At 59.1% G+C, this 19,557-nt stretch carries 16 protein-coding genes and 1 riboswitch; of the genes, 10 read left to right on the top strand and 6 right to left on the bottom strand.

Annotation, left to right across the window (positions count from 1 at the left end; genetic code table 11):
* Positions 1-113 precede the first annotated feature (113 nt).
* Positions 114-734, bottom strand: coding sequence for a TIGR04211 family SH3 domain-containing protein (locus tag ACUTQW_RS21550; RefSeq protein WP_004948337.1), 621 nt, complete (start codon positions 732-734; stop codon positions 114-116).
* 279 nt (positions 735-1,013) lie between these two features.
* Between ACUTQW_RS21550 and ACUTQW_RS21545 the strand changes: the two genes are divergently transcribed.
* The 4 genes from ACUTQW_RS21545 to yjeH all read left to right on the top strand — a co-directional run bounded on the left by ACUTQW_RS21545 (position 1,014) and on the right by yjeH (position 8,003).
* The gene (locus ACUTQW_RS21545; protein ID WP_006328188.1) at positions 1,014-2,321 is read left to right on the top strand and encodes a CYTH and CHAD domain-containing protein; all 1,308 of its coding nucleotides are present in this window, start codon (positions 1,014-1,016) and stop codon (positions 2,319-2,321) included.
* A 45-nt stretch (positions 2,322-2,366) separates the two neighbouring features.
* Positions 2,367-5,204 carry a bifunctional [glutamate--ammonia ligase]-adenylyl-L-tyrosine phosphorylase/[glutamate--ammonia-ligase] adenylyltransferase gene (gene glnE / locus ACUTQW_RS21540; protein WP_006328187.1) on the top strand — a complete coding sequence of 946 codons (2,838 nt, stop codon included), beginning with the start codon at positions 2,367-2,369 and terminating at the stop codon, positions 5,202-5,204.
* Between the two features lie 93 nt (positions 5,205-5,297).
* Positions 5,298-6,728 (top strand): bifunctional D-glycero-beta-D-manno-heptose-7-phosphate kinase/D-glycero-beta-D-manno-heptose 1-phosphate adenylyltransferase HldE, encoded by a 1,431-nt coding sequence (hldE, locus tag ACUTQW_RS21535; protein ID WP_006328186.1) that lies wholly within the window; start codon positions 5,298-5,300, stop codon positions 6,726-6,728.
* Positions 6,729-6,752: 24 nt separating this feature from the next.
* A complete protein-coding gene (gene yjeH, locus ACUTQW_RS21530) occupies positions 6,753-8,003 on the top strand; it encodes an L-methionine/branched-chain amino acid transporter (protein WP_006328185.1) in 1,251 nt (416 codons plus the stop codon).
* A 32-nt stretch (positions 8,004-8,035) separates the two neighbouring features.
* On the opposite strand, the gene ubiK is transcribed toward yjeH, so the two are convergent.
* Positions 8,036-8,314 (bottom strand): ubiquinone biosynthesis accessory factor UbiK, encoded by a 279-nt coding sequence (gene ubiK / locus ACUTQW_RS21525; RefSeq protein WP_004948322.1) that lies wholly within the window; start codon positions 8,312-8,314, stop codon positions 8,036-8,038.
* Between the two features lie 145 nt (positions 8,315-8,459).
* Positions 8,460-8,621: riboswitch (FMN riboswitch) on the top strand.
* Between the two features lie 112 nt (positions 8,622-8,733).
* Between ubiK and ribB the strand changes: the two genes are divergently transcribed.
* Entirely contained in the window at positions 8,734-9,387 is a 654-nt protein-coding gene (gene ribB / locus ACUTQW_RS21520) for a 3,4-dihydroxy-2-butanone-4-phosphate synthase (RefSeq protein WP_004948318.1), read from the top strand.
* A 67-nt stretch (positions 9,388-9,454) separates the two neighbouring features.
* On the opposite strand, the gene ACUTQW_RS21515 is transcribed toward ribB, so the two are convergent.
* Both ACUTQW_RS21515 and zupT read right to left on the bottom strand, forming a co-directional pair.
* On the bottom strand, positions 9,455-10,987 hold the full coding sequence (locus tag ACUTQW_RS21515) for an alkaline phosphatase (protein WP_445654965.1): 1,533 nt from the start codon (positions 10,985-10,987) through the stop codon (positions 9,455-9,457).
* A gap of 255 nt (positions 10,988-11,242) precedes the next feature.
* Positions 11,243-12,010: a zinc transporter ZupT gene (zupT, locus tag ACUTQW_RS21510; RefSeq protein WP_037431762.1), complete on the bottom strand. Its 768-nt coding sequence runs from the start codon at positions 12,008-12,010 to the stop codon at positions 11,243-11,245.
* Between the two features lie 208 nt (positions 12,011-12,218).
* Between zupT and ygiD the strand changes: the two genes are divergently transcribed.
* Positions 12,219-13,001 (top strand): 4,5-DOPA-extradiol-dioxygenase, encoded by a 783-nt coding sequence (gene ygiD, locus ACUTQW_RS21505; protein WP_006328180.1) that lies wholly within the window; start codon positions 12,219-12,221, stop codon positions 12,999-13,001.
* Between the two features lie 57 nt (positions 13,002-13,058).
* On the opposite strand, the gene ACUTQW_RS21500 is transcribed toward ygiD, so the two are convergent.
* Together ACUTQW_RS21500 and ACUTQW_RS21495 are read right to left on the bottom strand one after the other, a co-directional pair.
* On the bottom strand, positions 13,059-14,219 hold the full coding sequence (locus tag ACUTQW_RS21500) for a glutathionylspermidine synthase family protein (protein WP_006328172.1): 1,161 nt from the start codon (positions 14,217-14,219) through the stop codon (positions 13,059-13,061).
* A 3-nt stretch (positions 14,220-14,222) separates the two neighbouring features.
* The gene (locus ACUTQW_RS21495) at positions 14,223-14,888 is read right to left on the bottom strand and encodes a DUF1190 family protein (RefSeq protein ID WP_004948305.1); all 666 of its coding nucleotides are present in this window, start codon (positions 14,886-14,888) and stop codon (positions 14,223-14,225) included.
* A gap of 352 nt (positions 14,889-15,240) precedes the next feature.
* On the opposite strand from ACUTQW_RS21495, the gene ACUTQW_RS21490 reads away from it, so the two are divergent.
* From ACUTQW_RS21490 to dhaM, 4 genes are read left to right on the top strand one after another with little or no spacing between them, the layout of a single operon-like run.
* On the top strand, positions 15,241-16,347 hold the full coding sequence (locus tag ACUTQW_RS21490) for a glycerol dehydrogenase (protein WP_004948304.1): 1,107 nt from the start codon (positions 15,241-15,243) through the stop codon (positions 16,345-16,347).
* A 52-nt stretch (positions 16,348-16,399) separates the two neighbouring features.
* On the top strand, positions 16,400-17,470 hold the full coding sequence (gene dhaK / locus ACUTQW_RS21485; protein WP_006328171.1) for a dihydroxyacetone kinase subunit DhaK: 1,071 nt from the start codon (positions 16,400-16,402) through the stop codon (positions 17,468-17,470).
* A gap of 9 nt (positions 17,471-17,479) precedes the next feature.
* Complete coding sequence (gene dhaL, locus ACUTQW_RS21480) at positions 17,480-18,112, top strand: dihydroxyacetone kinase subunit DhaL (protein WP_004948299.1); 633 nt, start codon at positions 17,480-17,482, stop codon at positions 18,110-18,112.
* An 11-nt stretch (positions 18,113-18,123) separates the two neighbouring features.
* On the top strand, positions 18,124-19,554 hold the full coding sequence (dhaM, locus tag ACUTQW_RS21475; RefSeq protein ID WP_062791909.1) for a dihydroxyacetone kinase phosphoryl donor subunit DhaM: 1,431 nt from the start codon (positions 18,124-18,126) through the stop codon (positions 19,552-19,554).
* Positions 19,555-19,557: the final 3 nt, after the last annotated feature.

Here is a 19,557-nt window from a genome sequence, read left to right as displayed (position 1 = left end):
TCCTGCATGATTCTGGGACTCTGTTGACCAGATTACCTCAATTAGCCGGGCCGTGCCGAAGCCAATAAAAAAGGCGCCCGCAGGCGCCAATCTCACACTGAACGATACTGAAATCAGTTCATCCAGCGATTGCTGTTCTTGCGACGCGGGATCAGGTGCGGCAACAGCAGGCCGAGCAGCAGGCCAACGCCGGCGACGCCGCCGCCGTACATGAACCACTGCAGGATAATGGTGCGCTGTTTGTCGTCGAGCTGCAGGTTAACCGCGTTAACCTTCTTCTGGGCTACGACCAGCTGGTTTTTCAGATCTTGATTTTCCTGCTGCAGGCCGCTGATGGTGCCGTCGCTGGCAGCCACTTTTTGCTGCATTTCCGCCGTGCGCTGGTTCCAGCTGTTGTCGATGTTGGCCAGCTTGTCGGTCAGGGTTTTCACCTGTTGTTCCAGCGCAGGTACGCGAGTGCGCAGGCTTGGCGTCTGGCTGAGCTGATCGAGCGGGATCCAGATATTGCGGCCTTTCGGATCGCGGATTTGGCCATAATTGGTGCTTTCATTTACGCTCAACAGGGCGACTTCTTCACCGGCGTTCAGCGTCCCGACAATACGGTACTGGTTACCTGGTCCGCTGTGGACGTAAGTACTTAATTCATCGGAGATATAGCGCTTATCTTCGGCATGTGCGCCCCAAGTGATGCTGAAGCTCAGCACGGCAAGGCAAATTAGGCGTAATTTCTGCATTAGTTCATCGTTTCTGTGTGAATTTATGGAACGATAGTAGAGCGTTCAGTCTGACGACGCAACGCAAAAACCGGAATGAGAACTATCTTACTGTGGCAGATTCTGTGAGTTGCGCAGCGTTTTATAACGTAACAGGTTTTTTCTGCAGTTAGCAGGGTTAAGGCGCCGGGAATCGCGGTAAGATAACGGCAACTGTGCGTCATCGGGCAGAGCGTGGCAGGCAGAGCTCGCCGCCGTGAAGGCTGACGCGAACGCGTAACTTATTGGTGTAAAAGACTTATGACCGTTGAAATAGAATTGAAATTTATTGCTACCCCGGATGCCGTCGCCGCGTTGCCGCAGCAACTGGCCGCCTGGCCGCATCAGCATTCGGCGCCGCAAAAGCTGACCAATATTTACTTTGAAACCGCCGACAATTTTTTGCGCAGCCATGATATGGGGCTGCGCATTCGCGGTTTTGACGACAGTTACGAAATGACCATCAAAACCGCCGGCAAGGTGGTGGCGGGTTTGCATCAGCGTCCGGAATACAACGTGGCGATCGCCAAGCCCGAGCTGGCGCTGGATTTGTTCCCGGCGGATATCTGGCCGCAGGGCTGCGACATCCAGGCGCTGCAGCAGCAATTGCAACCGCTGTTCCGCACCGATTTCGTGCGTGAGAAGTGGGTGGTCACTTACGGTAAGAGCGAGATTGAGGTTGGTCTGGACCAGGGCGAGGTGAGCGCGGGTGAACTGAACGAAGCGCTGTGCGAGATCGAACTGGAGCTTAAAGAAGGCAACACCGCCGATTTGCTGGCGTTGGCCAACGCGCTGGCAGAACACGGCGGCTTGCGTCAGGGTAGCCTGAGCAAGGCGGCCCGCGGTTATCATTTGGCGCAGGGCAACCTTCCGCGTGAACGCCACCCACTGGCGGTATTGAAAACGCCAGCCAAATCCAGCGTTGAGCAGGGGATGGTTGCCGGCTTTGAACTGGGGCTGAGCCATTGGCAATATCACGAAGAGCTGTGGTTGCGCGGTGATAACCAGGCTCGCCGTTCGGTGATGGAGGCGATTGCTCTGATCCGCCAGGCACTGGTCGTCTTCGGCGGCCTGGTGCCGCGCAAGGCCAGCGCCGATCTGCGCGCCCGGCTAACGGCCCTGGAGCCGTTGCTGGTTGATAAGACCACCAAACCGCAGGTGCTGTGCTACAGCGCGGAATACCTGCAATGTAAGTTGGCGCTCACATCGTGGTTGGTGACCGGCGCCTGGCGGCCGTTTATCGACGCAAAAGCACAGACCAAGCTGGACGGTTCCTTCAAACGTTTCAGCGACATTATGCTGGGGCGCAGCGCCGCCGAGCTGAAAGAAGCCTTCACCCGCACGCTCAATGACGACGAGTATGAAGAACAGCTGCCGCGTCTGACGCGCCAGGTCTCGGCATTTATTCTGCTGTCGGGCGCATATCCGGACGACGAAACCGGCCCGTATATCGAAAGCTGGCGCGAGCTGCAGCTGGCGGTGGCTGAACGGCGTCAGGGCTGGTACGAAGCCACCCGCAAACAGGCCTTATCGCATGCGCCATTCTGGTTAAACGGCGCGCTCCGCTAATCAAGCCGGCCTGCGAGGCGCAGGCCGCAGGACGGATCATTCACTATGTTGCCACTCTCATGCGCGTTACAGGCTCAGGCACAGAACATCGTGCAGCGTTTTCAGGAAACTCAGGGCGCGGATTGCGCGCTCAGCAGTCAGGAACAGTGGGTTTTAGCGTCAAGTGACTTTGTCAGCGACATGTTGCTCAACCAGCCAGCATGGCTGGAGACGCTGCGTAAGCAACCGCCGGTGGCGAATGAGTGGCAACACTATGCCGCCTGGTTGCAGGACTCTCTGGAAGAGGTGCGTGACGAAGCGCAACTGATGCGCGTGCTGCGCCTGTTCCGCCGCGAGACGCTGGTGAGGATCGCCTGGGCGCAGGCGCTGAACCTGTGCAGTACGGAAGAAACGCTGCTGCAACTGAGTGGGTTGGCGGAAACGCTGATTGTCAGCGCCCGCGATTGGCTGTACCAAACCTGTTGCCGCGAGTGGGGCACGCCTTGCAACGCGCAGGGCGTTCCGCAGCCGCTGCTGATCCTCGGCATGGGGAAATTGGGCGGCGGTGAACTGAACTTCTCGTCCGATATCGATCTGATCTTCGCCTACCCGGAAAACGGCCAGACCCAGGGCGGGCGGCGTGAGCTGGATAACGCCCAGTTCTTCACCCGTCTGGGGCAGCGGCTGATCAAAGCGCTGGACCAGCAAACCATTGATGGCTTTGTCTATCGCGTGGACATGCGGCTGCGGCCTTTCGGCGACAGCGGTCCGCTGGTGATGAGTTTTGCCGCGCTGGAAGATTATTATCAGGAGCAGGGCCGTGACTGGGAGCGTTACGCCATGGTAAAGGCGCGGCTGATGGGCGGGTCTGAAGACGCTTACAGCCAGGAGTTGCGCAAAACCCTGCGGCCGTTCGTGTTCCGTCGCTATATCGATTTCAGCGTGATCCAGTCGCTGCGCAACATGAAAGGGATGATCGCACGTGAAGTGCGCCGCCGCGGCTTGAAAGACAACATCAAACTGGGCGCCGGCGGCATTCGCGAGATTGAATTTATCACCCAGGTATTCCAGCTGATCCGTGGCGGGCGCGAGCCGATGCTGCAAGGGCGTTCGCTGCTGCCGACCTTGCAAGCGGTGGGTGAACTGGGGCTGCTGGAGCCGCAACAGGCGCAGGCGCTGAGCGCCAGCTACCTGTTCCTGCGCCGGCTGGAAAACCTGCTGCAGGCGATTGCCGATCAACAGACCCAAACGCTGCCGCAGGATGAGCTCGATCAGGCACGTCTGGCCTGGGGCATGGGGTTCAGCGACTGGCCGGCGCTGCTGGCGGCGCTGGAAACCCACATGGAGGCAGTAAGGGCGGTATTTAACGACCTGATTGGCGATGATAGCCCCGATGTGGGCGAAGATCCCGATTATCAGCACTATCACAGTCTGTGGCAGGACGCGCTGGAAGAAAACGAACTGGCGCCGCTGACCCCGCATCTGGATGAAGACGCGCGCAGGCAGGTGCTGCGTATCATTGCCGAATTCCGCCATGACGTAGACAAACGCACCATTGGCCCGCGCGGCCGCGACGTGCTCGATCAACTGATGCCGCGCTTGTTGGCCGAAGTGTGCCCGCGCCGGGATGCGCCGACCGCTCTGCTGCGTTTGACCCAACTGCTGCTGAGCATTGTGACCCGCACCACCTATCTTGAGCTGCTGGTGGAGTACCACGCGGCGCTCAGCCACTTGATTCGCCTGTGCGCCGCTTCGCCGATGGTCGCCAATCAGCTGTCGCGCTACCCGCTGCTGCTGGATGAGCTGCTGGATCCGGCGACGTTGTATCAGCCGGTGGCGCCGGACGCCTACCGCAGCGAGCTGCGCCAGTACCTGCTGCGAGTACCGGAAGACGACGAAGAACAAAAGCTGGAAGCGTTGCGCCAGTTCAAGCAGGCCCAGCAACTGCGTATCGCCGCCGGGGATATCTCCGGCGCGTTGCCGGTGATGAAAGTGAGCGATCACCTCACCTATCTGGCAGAGGCGATCATCGACGTGGTGGTGCAGCAGGCGTGGAGCGACATGGTGGCGCGCTACGGCCAGCCAACCCATTTGCAAGAGCGGGAAGGGCGTGGTTTTGCGGTGATTGGCTACGGCAAATTGGGCGGTTGGGAACTGGGCTACAGTTCCGATCTGGATCTGGTGTTTATCCTCGATTGCCCGCCGGACGTGATGACTGACGGCGAACGTTGCATTGATGGCCGCCAGTTCTATCTGCGTCTGGCGCAGCGGGTGATGCACCTGTTCAGTACCCGCACTTCGTCCGGCATTCTGTACGAAGTGGACGCTCGCCTGCGGCCTTCGGGCGCTGCCGGCATGCTGGTCAGCACCGTTGAGGCGTTTGCCGATTACCAGCAGAACGAAGCCTGGACCTGGGAACATCAGGCACTGGTGCGGGCACGCATCGTGCACGGTGATCCGGCTTTGCATCAACAGTTTGACGTCATCCGCCGTGAGATCCTGTGCAAACCGCGCGATCCTGAAACCTTGCGGAAGGAGGTGCGCGAGATGCGCGAGAAAATGCGCAGTCACCTCGGCAGCAAGCAGCGCGATCTGTTTGATATCAAAGCCGACGAGGGCGGCATCACCGATATCGAATTTATCGCCCAATATCTGGTCTTAGGCTATGCGGGCGCCGAGCCGCGCCTGACGCGCTGGTCGGATAACGTGCGCATTTTCGAGCTGATGGCCAATTACGACATCATGCCGGAAGAGGAAGCGCGCGCGCTGACCCAGGCTTATGTCACCATGCGCGATGAGATCCATCACCTGGCGTTGCAAGAGCATTCCGGCAAGGTCAGCAGTGAGCTGTTCGCCGCCGAACGTGAGCAGGTTCGCGCCAGCTGGGCGAAATGGCTGGGCTGACAAGGCCGGTTGCGCAATACGTTTTGCAGGTATTACGGACGTCTGTGGTAATATCTGCGCCACTAAAATTTTGGACTTTTTTGGAGTTATCGGATGAAAGTTACGCTGCCTGATTTTCGCCGCGCCGGAGTATTGGTGGTGGGTGACGTCATGTTGGATCGCTATTGGTATGGCCCGACCAGCCGCATTTCACCGGAAGCGCCGGTGCCGGTGGTCAAGGTCGATACCATCGAAGAGCGTCCGGGCGGTGCGGCTAACGTGGCGATGAACATCGCTTCGCTGGGCGCTAACTCACGTCTGGTGGGCCTGACCGGCATTGATGACGCGGCGCGGGCGCTGAGCGCCAAGCTGAACGAAGTGAACGTGCGCTGTGATTTTGTTTCGGTGCCGACGCACCCGACCATCACCAAGCTGCGCGTGCTGTCGCGTAATCAGCAACTGATCCGTCTCGATTTCGAAGAAGGTTTCTCCAACGTCGATCCGCAGCCGATGCTGGAACGCATCCAGCAGGCCCTGCCGCACATTGGCGCGCTGGTGCTGTCTGACTACGCCAAAGGCGCATTGAGCCAGGTGCAGAGCATGATCCAACTGGCCCGCGCCGCCAAGGTGCCGGTGTTGATCGATCCAAAAGGCTCTGATTTTGAGCGTTATCGCGGCGCGACGCTGCTGACGCCAAACCTGTCCGAGTTTGAGGCAGTGGTAGGCCACTGCAAAGACGAAGCCGAATTGGTTGAACGCGGCATGAAACTGGTGGCGGATTTTGACCTTTCCGCACTGCTGGTTACCCGCTCCGAGCATGGCATGACGCTGCTGCAACCGGGTATTGCGCCGCTGCATCTGCCAACGTTGGCGCAGGAAGTGTTTGACGTGACCGGTGCCGGCGATACCGTGATTGGCGTGTTGGCTGCCGCATTGGCCGCCGGTAATACGCTGGAGGAATCCTGTTTCCTGGCCAATGCCGCCGCCGGTGTGGTGGTGGGCAAACTGGGGACCTCGACCGTTTCGCCAATCGAACTGGAAAACGCAGTGCGCGGCCGTGCCGAAACCGGCTTTGGCGTGATGACCGAAGCCCAGTTGAAAACTGCCGTGGCCCAGGCTCGCCAGCGCGGTGAGAAAGTGGTGATGACCAACGGCATCTTCGACATTCTGCATGCCGGCCATGTTTCTTATCTGGCTAATGCCCGCAAGTTGGGCGATCGCCTGATCGTGGCGGTGAACAGCGATGCGTCCACCAAACGTCTGAAAGGCGAAACCCGTCCGGTCAACGTGCTGGAAAACCGCATGATTGTGCTTGGCGCTCTGGAAGCGGTGGACTGGGTAGTGTCGTTTGAAGAAGACACCCCGCAGCGCCTGATCGCCGACATCCTGCCGGACCTGCTGGTGAAAGGCGGTGACTACAAGCCTGAAGAGATCGCCGGCAGCGCCGAGGTGTGGGCCAACGGCGGCGACGTCAAGGTACTGAACTTTGAAGACGGCCTGTCGACCACCAACATCATCAAGGCAATCAAAGACGGGCGTGGTTAAGCCTGCTGAAAATGGCGGTGGTCAGTGAGTGGGCTGAAGCAGGAACTGGGGTTGGCGCAGGGCGTCGGGTTATTGTCCACTTCGTTGCTGGGTACCGGGGTGTTTGCCGTTCCGGCACTGGCGGCACAGGTCGCGCAAGGCGATAGCCTGTGGGCCTGGCCGGTGCTGATTGCGCTGGTATTTCCTATCGCCATCGCTTTTGCGGCTCTGGGCCGCCACTTCCCCAGCGCCGGCGGCGCTGCGCACTTTGTCGGTATGGCTTTTGGCCCGCGCATGGCGAAGGTCACCGGCTGGCTGTTTCTGTCGGTGATCCCGGTCGGCCTGCCGGCCGCCTTGCAAATTGCCGCCGGGTTCTGGCAAGCCACGCTCGGTTGGAGCGCCAACGGCCTGCTGTTGGTGCAGATCGCCACGCTGCTGGCGATTTGGCTGCTGGGGACGCGCAGCGCGGGCTCCAGCGCCAATATTCAAACGCTGATCGCCATTCTGGTGGTGGGGTTGGTGGCCGCTATCTGGTGGCGAGGCGATATCTCGCCTGCCCAAATCCCCTGGCCTGCGATAGACGAAATTTCTCCTCCCAATTTGTTCCATGCGTTGGCGGTGATGTTCTGGTGTTTTGTCGGCCTTGAAGCGTTCGCGCATTTGGCGACCGAATTCCGTAACCCCGAGCGCGATTTCCCGCGTGCGCTGTTGCTTGGCATGTTGGTCGCCGGGGCGGTCTATTGGGGCTGCACCGTGGCGGTGCTGCATTTCCACGCTTACGGCGAGCATCAGGCTGCCGCCGCGTCGCTGCCCGGCATCGTGGTGCAACTGTTTGGGCAGCATGCGCTGTGGGTCGCCTGCATCATTGGTTATCTGGCCTGCTTCGCCAGCGTGAATATCTATACGCAGAGCTTTGCCCGGCTGGTGTGGTCGCAGGCGCAGGATCGGCCGTCCAGCGCGTTGGCCAAGCTGTCTGCCGGGCAAGCACCGGTCAATGCATTGAGCGCGGTAGTGGGGTGCTGTCTGCTGTTCACCTTGCTGATTTATACGCTGAAGCTGCCGCTGGATACGCTGCTGGTGTATGCCAATGGCATCTTTGTGCTGATTTATCTGCTGTGCATGCTGGCGGGGTGCCGAATTTTGCACGGGCGTTCACGGCTGATGGCGGTGGCGGGTTTGGTGCTGTGCCTGTTACTGATGGTGATTATCGGCTGGAAAAGCCTGTATGCGTTGGGGATGTTCGCGCTGATTTGGCTGGTGTTGCCGCGCAGGCCGCAGGCGGCGATTGGCTCCTGATAAGGGCGCGGTATCGCGCCCTTGGCGACATCTTATTCTGCGTCTGGCTGTTGCGCTGCCGGCGCTGCGTTCAGCTTGCTTTCCAGCTCGCTCATACGCTGTTCCAGCAATGCCAGTTTTTCACGGGTGCGCAGCAGCACCTGGGTTTGCACGTCGAACTCTTCGCGGTTGACCAAATCCAGGCGAGTGAGCTGCGACTGCAGCACCTGACGGATTTTCTTCTCGACGTCTTCCCCGAATTCACGAACGCCTTTAGGCATGGACTCATGAACCTGGCGTGCGATCTGTTCAATTTTTTTCGGGTCAATCATGGCGTATCCCTTTCAGAGTTTAATAGCTGTCGCCTAGTGTAATGCGAGTTGCCCGCCGGATAAACCAATAACCGCATTCTCCGCAGGGGGCCGAATTGTGCTTTTGCCAATTGCCCTGATTAATCATTAGCGTTATAGTCAGAATGCTTATTCTCAGGGCGGGGTGCAAGTCCCCACCGGCGGTAAATCACCTTCTACGGTGAAAGCCCGCGAGCGCTCAGCCAGTCTCTTGTAGTTTGGTTAGAGGTCAGCAGATCCGGTGTAATTCCGGGGCCGACGGTTATAGTCCGGATGGGAGAGAGTAACGGTATCTGCCGGGTTTGCGCCCGCTTGCGTTATTTTTTTAGCTATTGTTGTAGCTACTCCTCAAGATCGCCCTGGTTCTGGTAATCCATAATTTTCTAATGAGGTTTTTTACCATGAATCAGACGCTACTTTCAGATTTCGGCACGCCGGTAGAACGCGTTGAACGCGCTCTTGAAGCATTGCGCAATGGGCGCGGTGTGATGGTGCTTGATGATGAAAATCGTGAAAACGAAGGTGATATGATCTTCGCCGCAGAAACCATGACCGTTGAGCAAATGGCGCTGACCATTCGCCACGGCAGCGGTATCGTGTGCCTGTGCATCACCGAAGACCGCCGTCAGCAGCTTGAGCTGCCGATGATGGTGACCAACAACTCCAGCCAGTTCCAGACTGCCTTCACCGTGACTATCGAAGCGGCGCAGGGCGTGACGACTGGCGTTTCCGCCTCCGACCGCCTGACCACCATCCGTGCGGCGGTGGCCGACAACGCCAAGCCGAGCGATCTGAACCGCCCTGGCCACGTGTTCCCGCTGCGTGCGCAGCCGGGTGGGGTGCTGAGCCGCCGTGGCCACACCGAAGCGACCATCGATCTGGTGGCCATGGCCGGTTTCAAACCTGCCGGCGTGCTGTGCGAGCTGACCAACGACGATGGCAGCATGGCACATGCTCCGGAAGTGATCGAGTTCGCCAGGAAGCATGATATGACGGTGCTGACCATCGAGGATCTGGTGGCTTACCGCCAGGCCCAGGAGCAGAAAGCCAGCTGATTCAGCCGGGTCTTCGCCGATAAAAAAAGCCGCGTAATGCGGCTTTTTTTATCGGCTTAACAAAGGGCTACAGATTTGACAGACGTTCGCCGATACGGCTGGCGTAGTTCATCACATGAAACGTGTAGTTTTCCTCGACCGTGCCCTGGAACAAATGCGACCAAGGGCCGATGGCGTAGATGCCAAGATCCTCACCCCCATGCGTTTCGCTCTTCATCGGCACCAGCGCCGGCTGGATAAAGTCGGGTGCGCTGGCCTGCTCCATGGTGAGTGCCGGGCGCTCCGGCAGCGGAATGACACCGCCGGGGCCGTTGGCGAAGCTGATCGTGGTATAAGGCTTGCCGTCGCTGCCCAGCAGCGGTTTGCCGTTGACGCCAATTGAGATGCCGAGGATTGGATTACCCCGTTTGGCATAGCCGGCAAGGGTGAGCGTATGGCTATGATCGCCGGTCACCACCACCAGCGTCTCGTTCAGGTCAACTTTGCCGATAATGGTTTTTACCGCCTCATTGAGGGCCACCGTATCGGTTAAGGTGCGATAGGCATTGCCGTTATGGCTACCGTGGTCAATGCGCCCGCCCTCAACCAACAACAGATAGCCCTCGGGGTTCCTGGCCAGAATATCGATGGCCTTGCCGGTCATTTCGGCCAGCGAAGGCTCACCTGCGGCATCTTCCCGCCGATCGTGGTCGAAGTTCATATGCGACGGTTCAAACAGAGCCAACAGATGATCAACCTTCGCGGGGTCGATCCGATCGAACTGCGATTGATTCCACACGTAGCTGCCGCGTTCCCCATAGCGTTTTAGCCAGGCTTGCGTCAGGTCACGACCATCCTTCCTGTTGCCTTTTTTAGCGGCATATTCAGGATCGGTTGCACTCTCCGGCAGGAAGTTGGCGCGCCCGCCGCCCATGGCGACGTTGAGGCCGTTGCCGTATTTCATCTCAACCAACTGGCGAGCAATATCGCTGCAGCCGGCGGCCAGGGCTTCGGCCGGCATTTTTGCATCGGATTCCCAGTCTCGGTTAGCGATATGGGCATAGGTGGCGCCGGGAGTGGCATGGGTGATGGTCGCGGTGGTGACGGCACCGGTGGACATGCCGAGGGAGGCGGCCATCTCCCACAGGGTGGTGACCGTTTTGGTTTTCTGATCCTCGCAGTCGTTAAGGCTCGCCGTATGGTCCAGCCCCATCAGGTCATTGAGGGTTTTGATGCCGGTGGTCATGGCGACTGCGCTGGGGGCGGAGTCGGTTATCTGAGCATTGGCAGAGTAAGTCTTGGCTGCGGCCAGGTAGGGGAAGGCTTCCCATGCCAACACGTTAGATTCGCCGTCGACGCCGCGTTGTTGTCCTTCGAAAATACGTGCTGCGGTAACGGTTGAAAACCCCATCCCGTCGCCAACGACCAGAATGACGTTTTTCGCCCGATGGGTGTTTTTAGGCTGTGCCAGCCTTTGTTGCAGCTGTTCTTGCGCCTGTTTGAAGTAAGGATCTTCGCGCTGTACCAGTTGCGCTTTTTCCTCTGCGCAGACGGTTGCTACCCACCCGGTGCATAAGGTAACGGAAAGAGCCAGGTGGGTTGCCAGTGTGGATCTGAACATGAATTCCTCCTTGTTGTGCTTGAGTTCCGTGTTGCCGAGCGCGGAGGGTACGACGTTTTCACCGTAGCGCCGGAACCTGCCGACGGGGAGCCGGCAGAGAAATTCATTGTATATTTTGAATTAACAAATCATATGCAAATTGCTCACAATTTAGACCTGTGTGGCAGTAATGCTTTGATATTCATATAGGTTATGAATTGATTGGAAGGCATTCGATTTGGCGGGGGTGGGTGGCCCCGCCAGTCAGAATCGGCGTTAACCGATGCCGCCGCTTTGCAACAGCGTCAGGCTGAACCCCATGACCGCCATCCCGCATAACACGCCGTAGCTGGGGTTGTTGTGCGGATCGATCTCTTTGGCCAGCGGCATCAATTCATCTACCGACAGCGCCACCATAATACCGGCCACGGCTGCCATAATCGACGCCATCACCACCGGCGAGATCATCGGGCCGAGCAGCAGGAACGCCAGCACGCCGCCGAGAATTTCCGCCATGCCGGAAATGCCCGACCACAGCAGCGCTTTGGTTTTTGAGCCGGTGGCGGCATACACCGGTCCGGCAACCGCCAACCCTTCAGGAATATTGTGGATGGCGACCGCCAGCGCAACACCCATCCCCAATTCCAGATCGGCGCTGGCGGTGACGAAGGTAGCGATGCCTTCCGGGAAATTGTGCAGGCTGATGCCGAGCGTCAGCAGCATTGCGGTGCGTTTCAGGTTATAGGGAGTGAGCGGCTTTTGCTGCAAATCCTGTGGATGCTGATGCGGCAGCATACGGTCCAGCGCAAAATACCCCAAGAGGCCGAGCATGAACATGCCGTAGCCCAGCATCGGCGACATACCCTGGGTGTGCAGCGCCGCAGGCAGCATTTCCATCAATGAAATCAGCAGCATAATCCCGGCGGCAAAGCCGAGGGCAAAGGCCAGCATCCGGTTGGACGGTTTTTGGCCGATGATGCCGAACAGGGCACCGACAAAGGTGGCACCGCCGGCCAGCAGGGTCAGGATCAGGGGTACTGACAGAATAGCCTCCTTATATGCCGATAATTATTGTTTATTTTCTGATACTAACAGAGTCACAGCTGAAATCGAGCGGGTTTGACGGATGACTTCGATTGTTCAAACCATTCAAATTTATTGAAGATGATCATCATGGTTATCCGGCTGTGTTGCCGTGGCAAACGGCGTAATCTGCTTAGCAGAACCTATGATGACTAACCAAGGATTATGTATGAACACCTCTCGTATGCCTGCTCTTTTCCTCGGTCACGGTAGCCCGATGAACGCGCTGGAAGAAAATCGCTACACCCTGGCATGGCGTACGCTGGGTGAAACGTTGCCGCGTCCAAAAGCCATCGTCGCCGTGTCCGCGCACTGGTACACCCGTGGCACCGCGGTGACCGCGATGGAAAAGCCAAAAACCATCCATGATTTTGGCGGTTTCCCGCAGGCGCTGTTTGATACTCGCTACCCGGCGCCGGGCTCTCCTGAACTGGCGGCGCAGTTGCAGCAGTTGCTTGCGCCGATTGAGGTCACGGCGGATGTCAGCGAATGGGGGCTGGACCACGGCACCTGGGGAGTCTTGATCAAGATGTACCCCGACGCGGATATCCCGATCGTACAACTCAGTATCGACGGCACCAAACCGGCTGAATACCATTACCAACTGGGCCGCAAACTGGCGGCGCTGCGCGAGCAGGGCGTGATGATTGTCGCCAGCGGCAACGTGGTGCATAACCTGCGAATGGTGAAATGGCAGGGGGATACCACCCCTTATCCGTGGGCGGAGTCCTTTGACAAGTTCGTGCGCGATAATCTGAATTATCGGGGGGATAACCATCCTCTGGTGAATTTCATGCAGCATCAGGGGGCGGCATTGTCGAACCCGACGCCGGAACATTATCTGCCGCTGCTGTATGTGCTGGGCAGTTGGGATGGCGAAGAAGCGATATCCGTGCCTGTGGACGGCATCGAGATGGGCGCTTTGAGCATGCTGTCGGTGCAGGTCGGTTAAATAAAAAACGCCAGTCTCAGACTGGCGTTTGCATTTCAGGTATCTGACAAGTCTTCGTCAGCCGAGGATGATGTGCGGGTAGAAACGCGACAGATCCTGGGTGATCAGCTCGCGATCTTCACGCAGGCCGATACCGCAAGGTTGATCGTCCACCAGCCAACTGCCGATCAGCGTATAGCTGCCCTCGAACTGCGGCAATGGGTGGAACTGTTGCACAATCATGCCTTCTTCGCCGTACGGGCCGTCAACGCGCGCCACTTCCTGACCGTTCTGCACGATCTGGATATTGGCGCCTTCACGTGAGAACAGCGGCTTGGTGACGTAGTGATCGAGCTGCGGATGTTCATCCTGCGCGAAGTAGGCAGGCAGCAGGTTCGGGTGATCCGGGAACATTTCCCACAGCATCGGCAGCAGCGCCTTGTTGGAGATAATGCTTTTCCAGGCCGGCTCCAGCCAGCGCACGCCGGCATCTTCCAGCTTGGTGGAAAACATCTCGCGCAGCATAAACTCCCACGGGTAGAGCTTGAACAGATTACCGATAACCTGGTCTTGCAGATCGGTAAACTGGCCCTTCTCGCCGAGACCAATGTCTTCCATAAACAGGAACTCGGTCGGCACGCCGGCTTCCAGTGCGCAGTCCTGCAAGTATTGCACCGTACCGCGATCTTCTTCGCTGTCCTGGCAACAGGCCAGATGCAGCAAACCGAAGCCGTGGTGCGCTTTCAGATCGGCAAAACGCTCAATCAGCTTTTCTTGCAGGCTGTTGTATTGATCGGACTCCGGGCTGAGATTGCCGGCGTTGATCTGGTCTTCCAGCCACAGCCATTGGAAGAAGGCCGCTTCATACAGCGAGGTTGGCGTATCGGCATTGTTCTCCAGCAACTTGGGTGGATTGACGCCGTCGTAGGCCAGATCGAGGCGCGAATACAGCGAAGGTTGGCTGGTGCGCCATGAGCTGCGCACGAAATCCCAGGTGTGCTTCGGGATCTGGAATTTGGCCATCAGCGCATCGCTGCTGACCACTTTCTGCACCACTTGCAGGCACATCTGATGCAGCTCGGCGGTGGCGCTTTCAATCTCTTCGATTTGCGCCAGCGTAAACTGGTAATAGGCATCCTCACACCAGTACGGCTCGCCATACATGGTATGGAATTTGAAGCCGAACTCGGTCGCTTTTTCGCGCCAGTTCGGGCGCTCGGTAATCGCAACGCGTTTCATGCCTTAACCGCCCATGCTGCGTGAGCTGCCGGAAGTCGCGCTGCTGCGCTGCATGCTGGTCTGCTTGGCCACGGATTCGCCAAAGCCACCGCGGGTAACGGTGTTAGTTACCGCCGGTTTTGGCGCCATCGCGGTTTTCGGCACCGTCATGGTGCGACCGCCTGCGGTGGCCGGGCCGTAGCTCTTGCCGGTGGCGTCAACGAACTTGCCGTTGGCCGGGCTGGCGGCGTTTTTGGAGGTGAACAACGGCTGTTGGGCAAAGCCGGAGCCGCCCATCATGCGGCCCATCATGTAGCCTGCCATCAGTGGCATCCAGAAGCTGCCGCTGCTTTGCGATTCAGCCGCCATGCCGGCCTGCGCCGGAGCGGGGGCCTGAGTACACTGCGCTTCACCGAACTCGGCGACGCAGTCTTCGCGGGTGGCGTATTTAGGCGCGGTTTTTTCGGCTTCTTTCAGGGCGTTGTTATAGGCGGTGGTGCACTGCTCGCTCATGGAAGGGTTAGTGCGCGAACACTCGTCGGCATTTTGATACATCGAGACCGTTTCATCCGCTTTCTCACAGCCGGCCAGCATAAAGACTCCGCTGATTGCCAAGGCTACGGGCGCAACGCGATAGGTGCGCCAGGATTTGCGGAACGTCTCTTGGTTGATGTTTTTTGTCCGTTTCATCGTTATTAATCCCATCAGTCGGGCTGTTTTCGCCCTTTCCCAGTAGTGGCGGTAAGAATAGGGGAAAGATGGTCAAAATTAAAGCTGAAACGCCCGTAGAATCCACTCTTTACGCAGTTATACGTTAGGCTGTGCGCCAGCTCGCTTTACCGGCTGGAAAAGCGGCGGCAGAGTTTCATTATGAAACGGCGGAGAGGCTGTTATGTTCCATAATGGAACAATAATGCGGTCTGTCGCAAAGCTCTCCGTTAGCCCTATAGTCAGTGCATAACAACGCGACGGCACAGACCGGACGCATCATCACCTGATATCTGAACGTTACCATCGCCAATTTCCCTACAAGGATCCGGTTATGTTGAGAATCATCCAGTCTCCAGGCAAGTACATTCAGGGCGCCAATGCGTTGGTCGCCGTGGGCCAATACGCTAAAGCGCTTGCCGACCATTATTTCGTGATTGCCGACGACTTCGTCATGAAGCTGGCGGGCGATACCCTGATGGGCAGCCTGCAACAGCACGGGGTGAAACATCACGCCTGCCTGTTCAACGGCGAATGCTGCCATAAGGAAATCGACCGGTTGGGGCGCGAACTGAAGGCCCATGGCTGTCGCGGCGTGATTGGCGTCGGCGGCGGCAAAACCCTCGATACCGCCAAAGCCATCGCGCACTACCAGCAATTGCCGGTCGTGTTAATTCCCACCATTGCTTCCACCGATGCGCCGACCAGCGCGCTGTCGGTGATCTACACCGAACAGGGCGAATTTGCCGAGTACCTGATCTACCCGCGCAACCCGGATATGGTGGTGATGGACAGCGCGATTATCGCCAAGGCGCCTGTGCGCCTGTTGGTCGCGGGAATGGGCGATGCGCTTTCCACCTATTTTGAGGCGCAGGCCTGTTTCGACGCTCAGGCAACCAGCATGGCGGGCGGCAAATCGACGCTGGCGGCGCTCAGCCTGGCGCGACTGTGCTATGAGACGCTGCTGGCAGAAGGCGTCAAAGCCAAACTGGCGGTTGAGGCCGGTGTGGTGACGGAAGCGGTCGAGCGCATTATCGAGGCCAATACCTACCTGAGCGGCATTGGTTTTGAAAGCAGCGGGCTGGCGGCGGCGCACGCTATTCACAACGGTTTCACCGTGCTGGAAGAGTGCCATCACCTGTACCACGGCGAGAAAGTGGCTTTCGGCACGCTAGCGCAACTGGTGCTGCAAAACAGCAGCATGGCGCAGATCGAAACGGTGCTGGATTTCTGCCACCGCATCGGCTTGCCTGTCACGCTGGCCGAGATGGGCGTTAGCGGCGATGCGGCAGAGAAAATCATGGCGGTTGCCCAAGCCAGCTGCGCCGCCGGCGAAACCATCCACAACATGCCGTTCAAGGTGACGCCGGCCAGCGTGCAGGCTGCAATCTTGACGGCCGATCGGCTGGGCAGCGCCTGGCTGCAACAACACCAACGCTGATACCGCAGGGGCGCGGCAGGCTGCGTCCCGTTGGCTAAACGAGGAAATGACCGTGAAAAAACTGATCAATAAGGTTGAGTCGGTACTGGAAGAGCAATTGCTGGGGCTGGCGGAAGCGCACCCTGAATTGCTGGTGCATCAGGATCCGGTGTTCGTGACCCGCGCCGACGCGCCGGTAGCGGGCAAAGTAGCTATCCTGTCCGGCGGCGGCAGCGGCCACGAGCCTATGCACTGTGGCTTTGTCGGCGAAGGCATGCTCGACGGCGCCTGCCCTGGGGAGATTTTTACCTCGCCGACGCCGGATAAAATGTACGAGTGCGGCCAGGCAATCGACGGTGGGGCCGGGGTCTTGTTGCTGATCAAAAACTACACCGGCGACGTACTGAACTTCGAAACCGCCACCGAACTGCTGCATGACAGCGGCACCCAGGTGGCGACGGTGTTGGTGGACGATGACGTGGCGGTCAAAGACAGCCTGTTCACCGCCGGCCGGCGTGGGGTTGCGAATACCGTACTGATGGAAAAACTGCTCGGTGCAGCGACGGCGCGTGGCGACGATCTGGACACCGTGGTGACGCTGGGCCATAGGATCAACAATCAAGGGCATTCGATTGGCATCGCGCTGGGTGCCTGTACCGTACCCGCAGCCGGCAAACCTTCGTTTGTATTGGCGGAAAACGAGATGGAGTTCGGCGTCGGTATTCACGGCGAGCCTGGCATTGCGCGGCGTCCGTTTACCGGCCTCAATTCGGCGGTGGATGACATGTTCCATACCCTGATCGAACATGGGCATTACCAGCGCACCATTCGTGCCTGGGATCGCCGGCAGGGTGAATGGCGCGATGAAGTGCAGACCAAGCAGCCGCTGACGCGCGGTGACCGGGTGATTGTGCTGGTGAATAACCTGGGTGCGACGCCGCTTTCCGAGCTGTACGGCGTTTATCACCGGCTGGCGGAACGCTGCGCCGAGGCGGGCATGATCGTTGAACGCAGTCTGGTGGGCTCCTATTGCACCTCTCTGGACATGCAGGGGGTATCGATCACCTTGCTGAAGGTGGATGACGAGCTGTTGGCACTGTGGGATGCGCCGGTGAAAACCCCTGCGCTGCGTTGGGGCTGCTGAGGAGGATTTATGGCATTAACGAAACAACAGGTCGTGGACTGGCTGATGCGTTGCGGTGAGGTGTTTACCCAGCAACGTGACTTTTTGACCCGGCTGGATACCGAAATCGGCGATGCCGACCACGGTCTGAACATGAACCGCGGCTTCAACAAGGTGGTGGAAAAGCTGCCGTCGGTGGCTGATAAAGACATCGGTTTTATCCTTAAAAACACCGGTATGACGCTGCTGTCGAGCGTTGGCGGCGCCAGCGGCCCGCTGTTCGGCACTTTCTTTATTCGCGCGGCACAGGCGGCCAATGCCAAGCAAAGTCTGGATCTGGCGGAGCTGCATCAGTTGATGCAAGAGGGCGTAGAGGGCGTGGTGATGCGCGGTAAGGCGGAGCCGGGCGACAAAACCATGTGCGACGTCTGGTGGCCGGTGGTGGAAAGCCTCGGCCAGTCGGCGCAGCAGCAGTTGAGCATGGCAGAGGCCTTGCAGCGCGCCAGTGAGCGGGCGGAACAGGCGGTGGAGGGCACCATTACTCTGCAAGCGCGCAAAGGGCGGGCCAGCTACCTGGGTGAGCGCAGCATCGGCCATCAGGATCCGGGCGCCACCTCGGTGATGCTGATGATAAAAACGCTGGCCGAGGTCGCCGGCCACTAGCAGGAGGCGAGATGATCAATATCGTTGTAGTTTCCCACAGCGCGCAGCTGGCGCGCGGGGTTGAAGAGCTGGCGCGGCAGATGATGCGCGGCGACGGCTGCAAACTGGTGCTGGCGGCGGGCGTCGATGACGCCGAGCATCCGATAGGCACCGATGCGATCAAAGTCATGGAGGCCATTGAGTCGGTGGCGGACGGTGCGGGCATCCTGGTGCTGATGGATTTGGGCAGTGCGTTGCTGAGTGCCGAAACGGCGCTCGACCTGCTGGATCCGCAGTTGGCCGCCAAAGTGCGGCTGTGTTCGGCACCGCTGGTGGAAGGGACGCTGGCTGCAGTGGTCGCCGCCAATTCCGGCGCCGGGCTGGAACAGGTTCTGGCGGAAGCGCAGGGCGCTCTGCTGGCCAAACAGGTGCAGTTGGGGGAAGCCGCGCCTGCGGTAAAAAGCGTTGAATTGCCGCTGACCCACGGCAAGAGCGTCAGTTGGACGGTGCAGAACCCGCATGGGTTGCACGCCCGCCCGGCGGCGCGGCTGGCGGAAACGCTGGCGCCCTTCGACACCGAGCTGGTGTTGGAAAAACAGGGGCAATGCGCCAATCCGCGCAGCCTGAATCAACTGGCGTTGCTGCAGGTGCGGCACGGCGACACCGTTCGGTTGATTGCCGACGGCCCACAGGCTGAGCAGGCGCTGGCGGCGTTCAGGGCACTGGCGGAACAGCACTTTGGTGAAACGGTATCAGAGCAGCAACTGCCTTCGCTGCATGGCATCCCGGTGGCGGAAAGCGTGACCAGCGGGCCGGTGTTGCAGGCACTTAGCTTCTGGCCGACGGTGACCGAGCGCCCGATTGGCGCGGACGACGTGCTGACCGAACAGCAGCGGCTGCGTGAGGCGCTGCAACATACCCTGGGCGATCTTGGTCGGCTGGCGGAGCGTACCGGCACGCTGATTGGCAAACCGCAGGCGGCGATTTTCGGCGCGCACAGCATGCTGCTGGACGATCCGGATCTGCAACAGGCGGCCTATACGCGCATTGCTCAGCAACAATGCAGCGCCGAGCAGGCGTGGCGGCAGGAAATGGAAGCGATCATCGAGGATTATCGCGCGTTGGACGATGAGTACATGCGGGCGCGCGAACTGGACGTGCGGGACATGCTGCGCCGTACACTGAGCCATTTGCAACAGCAGCCGTTGCTGCCGATTACGCTGACTGCGCCCTCGATACTGGTGATGGATGAACTGATGCCTTCCGACGTGGTGATGCTCGATCGTCGCCTGGTGCTCGGCATCTGTTTGAGCGGCGGCAATGCGCTGTCGCACAGCGCGATCCTGGCGAAAGCGATGGGCATCCCGATGGTGGTCGGCATGAACGACTGTATGAGCAAAACCCGCAGCGGTCAGAAAGCGATGCTGGACGCGGCGCGCGGGGTATTGCAGCTCAGCCATTGAGTG

The organism is Serratia sp. TSA_7 (assembly GCF_052692135.1).
This window is presented reverse-complemented; position numbering and strand designations above follow the sequence as displayed.

Bases quoted from the DNA above. Each gene is read 5' to 3' on its own strand.
- glnE (WP_006328187.1), top strand. From the start codon at position 2,367: ATGTTGCCACTCTCATGCGCGTTACAGGCTCAGGCACAGAACATCGTG.
- ygiD (WP_006328180.1), top strand. From the start codon at position 12,219: ATGAACACCTCTCGTATGCCTGCTCTTTTCCTCGGTCACGGTAGCCCG.
- hldE (WP_006328186.1), top strand. From the start codon at position 5,298: ATGAAAGTTACGCTGCCTGATTTTCGCCGCGCCGGAGTATTGGTGGTG.
- ACUTQW_RS21545 (WP_006328188.1), top strand. From the start codon at position 1,014: ATGACCGTTGAAATAGAATTGAAATTTATTGCTACCCCGGATGCCGTC.
- dhaL (WP_004948299.1), top strand. From the start codon at position 17,480: ATGGCATTAACGAAACAACAGGTCGTGGACTGGCTGATGCGTTGCGGT.
- ACUTQW_RS21495 (WP_004948305.1), bottom strand. From the start codon at position 14,888: ATGAAACGGACAAAAAACATCAACCAAGAGACGTTCCGCAAATCCTGG.
- dhaM (WP_062791909.1), top strand. From the start codon at position 18,124: ATGATCAATATCGTTGTAGTTTCCCACAGCGCGCAGCTGGCGCGCGGG.
- ACUTQW_RS21490 (WP_004948304.1), top strand. From the start codon at position 15,241: ATGTTGAGAATCATCCAGTCTCCAGGCAAGTACATTCAGGGCGCCAAT.
- ribB (WP_004948318.1), top strand. From the start codon at position 8,734: ATGAATCAGACGCTACTTTCAGATTTCGGCACGCCGGTAGAACGCGTT.
- ACUTQW_RS21500 (WP_006328172.1), bottom strand. From the start codon at position 14,219: ATGAAACGCGTTGCGATTACCGAGCGCCCGAACTGGCGCGAAAAAGCG.
- ubiK (WP_004948322.1), bottom strand. From the start codon at position 8,314: ATGATTGACCCGAAAAAAATTGAACAGATCGCACGCCAGGTTCATGAG.
- ACUTQW_RS21515 (WP_445654965.1), bottom strand. From the start codon at position 10,987: ATGTTCAGATCCACACTGGCAACCCACCTGGCTCTTTCCGTTACCTTA.
- ACUTQW_RS21550 (WP_004948337.1), bottom strand. From the start codon at position 734: ATGCAGAAATTACGCCTAATTTGCCTTGCCGTGCTGAGCTTCAGCATC.